This window comes from candidate division KSB1 bacterium (assembly GCA_022562085.1).
Taxonomy (GTDB): Bacteria; Zhuqueibacterota; Zhuqueibacteria; order Oceanimicrobiales; family Oceanimicrobiaceae; genus Oceanimicrobium.
Genome location: JADFPY010000304.1, coordinates 1 through 5,666 on the forward strand (window position 1 = coordinate 1; position 5,666 = coordinate 5,666).

The window sequence follows — 5,666 nt, forward strand, 5'->3', positions numbered from 1 at the left end:
GTAACTTGCCTGATTCTTCACGCCGTAGCTGCTCGTTTGCGTTCAACAATTCGATACCGTACACTTTGCCATCCGGTGACATATCTATGCATAATTCTTCGCTGACCTTAATAGTTTCTACATCTCCCTGCTTTTTTCCAAATCTGATATAGGCAATATTATGCCGAGGATCATAAGTAAGTCTCATAGCGCCCCTCCTTCATTCGCTCAATGGCGTGTGGATGAAAACGAACTTTTCTTTTCTTCTTGCTCAAATTTATCTACTTCCCTGGCGCGCAAACTCCTTCGCCTTTCCGGCCACAAACCCTACCGTCTCATCGGCCATCTCCGGGTAATTGGGCACTCAAACTTTGTTTTCGCCACGAAGTTCTCCTTCTTTAGCTAGTTTTAAAGCCTCTTGAAAGAGAAAATCGCTCATTCTAAAACCAACTTCTTGGAGTACTACCAACTATAGGCTTTACTTTTGAAATGATTAGCGCAAGGAAGTAATCAGTACTACCTCACGTTCTCAGTATGCAAATGAAGCAACTGGCACGGGACGTTCCAATGCAAAATTCTTGCGGTGAAGTTTGATACGCTCAATCTCATGTAGGGTGTCTGCTGTAAAATAACTCTCACCACATTTTGGGCAGCTAATCATTGGAATATTCTCAATGATTAGCAAATCTTTTCCCTTGCCGTGTGCTTCAGTTACTTTACGAACTCGTGCCCCTTCTCGTCCGCAAACATCGCATATCATTTGTTCGTTTTTATTCTTCATGGTTCATAAACAGTTATGATTACAAGTTTATTTGTTGGACTAAGTTTTACGATTAATTCAATCTCATCACCGGAAATTGTTTTTCCATTGATGCGGTATTTCCACTCAGCCGTTATTTGGTCTTTTTGGCGTGCCAATATCTCGCCTGTAAGAATTCCTCTTTCAACATCGTAGATTGCAAAGTCATCATCAATCATTTCCTTTCTTGCATGAGCAGTCACCACATATTCACACCTGCGAACTTTTTCTCGCATTCGCATCAGCACTCGTTTATACACTTGGATTTATGACCTTGATTAGTATATCTTCTTCTTTGTCATAATTTTCTCCTCTTAAAAGCAATCGCAAAATCAATCCTACCGGGAAACCGTCTCCTTCACCTTCCCGGCCACAAACTCCACCATCTCATCCGTCATTTCCGGATAATTGGGCAAACTCAGCACTCGGTCGGCGGCTTGTTCTGCAACCGGGAAGGCTCCTCGCTTGTGGCCCATAAAGTCATAGGCTTTTTGCAGATGCAGCGGTCGTGGATAATGCAGCGCCGCCCCGATGCCGGCTTCATTGAGTTTCTGCTTGAGCGCTTCGCGGTTGCCGGTCTGAACGACATAAAGATGATAAACCGATTCTGCCCAGGTCGATTCCTTCGGCGTGGCAATTTCAGCAACCTCTGTGAAGGCGCGATTATACAGGTCGGCAATCGCCCGGCGGCGCTGATTCCATGGGTCGAGATATTTTAGCTTTACATTCAGAACGGCGCCCTGAATGCCGTCCAGCCGGCTGTTGAATCCGAGAAAATCATTTTCGTATTTTCTGGCCGAGCCGTGATCGCCTAATATTTTGACCGTCTCGGCGATTTTGGGATCATTGGTAACCACCCCTCCGGCGTCTCCATAAGCTCCCAGGTTTTTACCGGGATAAAAACTAAAGCAGGCGGCGTGGCCAAAAGATCCGACTCTCTTCCCTTTGTATAACGCGCCATGCGCTTGCGCGGCGTCTTCGATCACTTTTAAATCGTGCTTTTTCGCCAGCGCCAGGATTGCATCCATGTCCGCCGGGTGGCCATACAGGTGCACCGGCATAATCGCCCGCGTTTTTTCCGTGATTTTACTTTCGAGTTGGCCAATGTCGATGGTATAGTTTTCGGGGTCGATGTCGACAAAGACAACCTTTGCACCGACCCAATGAATGGCTTCGGTGGTTGCGGTAAACGTAAAAGGGGTGGTGATAACCTCGTCTCCCTCGCCGACACCCACGGCGCGCAAGGCTAACATCAGAGCGTCGGTGCCGTTCGCCACGCCGACGGCATGGCTCACACCACAATAGCCGGCAAAGGCTTGCTCGAATTGTGCAACTGCACCGCCGCGAATGAATTGAGTCTTTTCGATGACTCCGGCAATTGCCTGATCGATTTCCGATTTAATGGTTTGATATTGCGCTTTCAGATCGACTTGAGGAATTTTCATATAGTTCCTTAAGAGTGAATTTCTTGCCCACTGGGAAAAGATTTGAAGTAACGATGCTTTGCGATGGTTCTTTTAAGATGCTCGATGCTGGATGCTCGCATTAACGCAATCCAGCATCAAGCATCCAGTTTACCTGTTCAAACTCAAGTTAAAGAAAAATTCGTTTCTTTCAGCCGGACCGCGAACACCGGTTGGCAGTAAAATATTTCGTGCTGAAGCTGTGTTGTAGTTCAGCTCAAGATAGAGATTCCGGAAAACTTCGTAACTGATCTCAAAACCCAAACGGTTGTTTCTTTCACGCACTCCGTCCAAAAAGTCTATGAATTCCGGGGTCGTCGCATCCTCATTTCGGTTTATATCACCCCCGATATTTTTATCCGGTTGGTTCGCGCCGTGTCGAAACGACTCAAAACTTGCGGCTACAAACAGGCTTTTTGAAAACCGGTATTGAGCGCGCAACAGAAGGTCATCCGAATTCGGTCCCATCCAGTGACCGAGGCCGGTGTTAAAATTCGAATACGTGTTGATCGGGCTTCTGTGGGTGTAAACAAAGGGCCTGGTACGGGCATACTCAATTCGTGCATCTAAATTTTTGATTTTGAATGCATCAACCCACAACCCGCCGGTTAAAAAAGCAGTTTTGTTGCCAAAAAAACCACTGCCGAGTTTTCCGGTTGTCAAATCATCGATGAAAAGTTCACCGTACAGTTTTACATTTGGAATCAACAGGAATTCGAAATCCGCTCCGATCGCCGCATTGTCATCGTCGCCGAGAAAATGCTCGGCTGACCGATAAAAATTAATCGGGTTTACGTAGGCGAGCTCAAAACGGCGATTGCCAAAAATAACCGTTTCGTAAAGGCCGATGTCTAACCACTTAGCAACATCGATATCGAGGCGATGTGCTACGATATTCTTTGCGACGGTCCTGTTATTTTGATCCCGGATGACCGGGAATGTTCGCAAAAACCCCCAGACATAGGTAAATTTGAGCCGCCAGATTTTCGATTGTAATTTTATCTGATCATAGGAAGTCGCATTAGTGGATAGATTTAAAGCGCCGTTAAAACCGGGCCCCCAAAAGTTGGAATCTTTGCCGAGCATGATTTGAAAATAGGGCAGTTTAAAAATCAGGTAAGCGACGGTCTCATCGTGCCAGATGTGGGTGCCGTAGCCGTTCACAAATCCGAGTCCTGGCAGCGAAATATCAAACTTCTCGGGATAGGTTCTCGTTCCCCACTCTTCGGTATCCCGGAAATCGAAGAAAAAACCAAGGTGTGTTCCCAATTGTCCCCAAAGTGTGAACCCGTGAGTGCGCTCGAAAACCCGTTCCGTACCCTTTAAAGAGTCGGGATTAGCGTAGAGAAAGCCGTGGTAAAAAACCGGGTCGACAAAAACTTTGAACTCATCTTTTTGAATATTGATGAGATTTCGGTAGTTTTTATAAACAAAGTCGGGGAAGACTCTCCCCACAAAAGTCTGGTCTTTGAGTTTTTGAATTCTGGTTGTTGTCGTGTGTCCGTTTAGGCCGCCAAGCTGGCGAAATTCTTCCTGAAATTCAAATCTAAGAAAATCAAGCTGGCGAAGCTCGACGGAATTAAGCAGCTCGCGGCCCTTAGCCTTCTCCTGAACTTGCAGTAAATAACCGGCCATCTCCTCCCGGCTGTAAGGTTTCGTGCCATTCAAGATACCGGTCAGAACGCCCTTTGTTTCCAGACGCTCGACAAATTCATACGACCAGTGATTCAGGGGCACGTAAACCGATTGACCCCATAAGTCACTGCCCAATCTGAAAAAAAAGAGCAGTGCGGTCAAAGCTATTTTCAATAATTCTTTTTTATTCTTAAATGCAAACATACAGAAAGTGTTCATGTGTTTGGGTGTTCAAGTGTTCTTGTCGACTCTGCTCTTTGAACACCCGAGCACTTGAACACCTTAACACATTGATCCAATACATTTTAGCGACTCTTTCTTCGAATCGAGTTGTGCATTTTTTTGAATTATTCAAGCTAATTCAGTTAATTCCTTAAGTTGCGGTACAATTTTGAATGCGAGACAACTGTTAAGATTCGTAATGAGATAGGCAATTGGCAGATTATTGGGTGAGCGAAATGCTATCCTTACTATGTGGTTGTTAGCCGCAAGATTTTAAAAATCAAAAAATTCAACTTCTGTTTAAAACACTCAGAATTCTTTTTTTTAACTTATTATAATCGGCCTTAAGCTCTTCAACCATTCCGTTCATTTTCTGAAAATCTTTGTTTTCTTTATTCCTTTCGACATATTCCAGACCGAAGGCCCAAAACACACTAAATACCAATGTTAAAAAGCTTGTCACGACGACAAGAAGTTTCCTTTTAGGCCTGGTTCTTCTTTCAGGCTGAACCGCAGCATCTAAAACTTGAACAGTTGGCGTATCTCTGGCCTCTTGAATTTTTGCGCTATAAAATTGCTGGTTTAAAAGCTGCCAAACAGTTTCCTGCACTTTGACATCGCGCAGAAATTCTGCGAGACGCGAGCCGACTTCCGGTATGTCGGCAAAGGGAATGAAATAATCCTTCTGCGCTTCAAAAGGAACCGAATTGCCAAATTGCAAATGCTCAAACTGTATTTTCAGTTCATCCAATTCTGTTTGCAGGCGATTGATTATCGGGTTGTCCCGTTTTAAAGTCTGCAAGGCAACCTTTAGTTCGACTTCCTTGGCCATAATCGTGCCTTTAATTTCGCCGGCTTTTTCAATGGATACTCTTGTCTGAGCTTGCAAATCTACCGCTCTAAATTGAGATTGAAAATCGGCCAGGGCTGTCGCGGCTTTTTTTAAGCGCACCTCTGTTTGCTTAAGCTGTTCTTCAATATAAATTCGGGAATTTTTTGCACGGGAAAAACTTTTTTCGCGGTTTACTTCGTCTAACGCTTCGACAAAAGCGTTTGCTATCTGCGCAGAAAGTTCTGCGTTGTGAACCTCAACTGAGATGTTAATCATGCCCTGCTCGTTAGCGAAAATAGTGGATTTCTCATGCAGTTCATTAAGCGCATCCGTTTGATTTTCAATGTCCCAGATTTCGTATAAATCTTGCCCCGTTTCTTCCGATTTATATTTTTTTGATAAAACGGCTTCCGCAACGGTTCGGCTTTTCAGAATCTCAACAAAGATATCAGAGGAGGACGCCGGAATTCCGGGAACATCAAACATGGAAATCGGAGAGTTTAGCAGCAAACTACGCAGACCATTCTGATCGCCTTCGCCGGGGGGCAAGAGCGTTGTGGTTGCTGTATACGTTTTTGGCAGCAAAAAACTCAGCACCAGCATAATCAGTCCCGCAAGCAGCGAGTTGCGGATGATCATTCTTCGGCGTTTAAAGATTACACCAAGATAATCCAGCAAGTTGATCTCTTCCGAATAGCTGTTTTTATTTGAAGGAGTTTCGCTCATCGGTTAATCG

6 protein-coding genes are annotated in these 5,666 nt (G+C 44.8%); all 6 read right to left on the reverse strand.

What is annotated here, in order from left to right; translation table 11 throughout:
• On the reverse strand, positions 1 to 187 hold a 187-nt coding region (locus IH879_18695), incomplete at its 3' end, for a DUF2283 domain-containing protein (GenBank protein ID MCH7676955.1).
• A 321-nt stretch (positions 188 to 508) separates the two neighbouring features.
• Entirely contained in the window at positions 509 to 739 is a 231-nt protein-coding gene (locus tag IH879_18700; GenBank protein MCH7676956.1) for a type II toxin-antitoxin system MqsA family antitoxin, read from the reverse strand.
• Positions 740 to 756: 17 nt separating this feature from the next.
• Positions 757 to 1,014 (reverse strand): DUF4258 domain-containing protein, encoded by a 258-nt coding sequence (locus tag IH879_18705; GenBank protein ID MCH7676957.1) that lies wholly within the window; start codon positions 1,012 to 1,014, stop codon positions 757 to 759.
• 102 nt (positions 1,015 to 1,116) lie between these two features.
• Positions 1,117 to 2,223, reverse strand: coding sequence for a DegT/DnrJ/EryC1/StrS family aminotransferase (locus IH879_18710; GenBank protein MCH7676958.1), 1,107 nt, complete (start codon positions 2,221 to 2,223; stop codon positions 1,117 to 1,119).
• Between the two features lie 129 nt (positions 2,224 to 2,352).
• Positions 2,353 to 4,095, reverse strand: coding sequence for a hypothetical protein (locus IH879_18715; GenBank protein MCH7676959.1), 1,743 nt, complete (start codon positions 4,093 to 4,095; stop codon positions 2,353 to 2,355).
• Positions 4,096 to 4,387: 292 nt separating this feature from the next.
• Positions 4,388 to 5,656: a hypothetical protein gene (locus IH879_18720; GenBank protein MCH7676960.1), complete on the reverse strand. Its 1,269-nt coding sequence runs from the start codon at positions 5,654 to 5,656 to the stop codon at positions 4,388 to 4,390.
• Positions 5,657 to 5,666 lie beyond the last annotated feature (10 nt).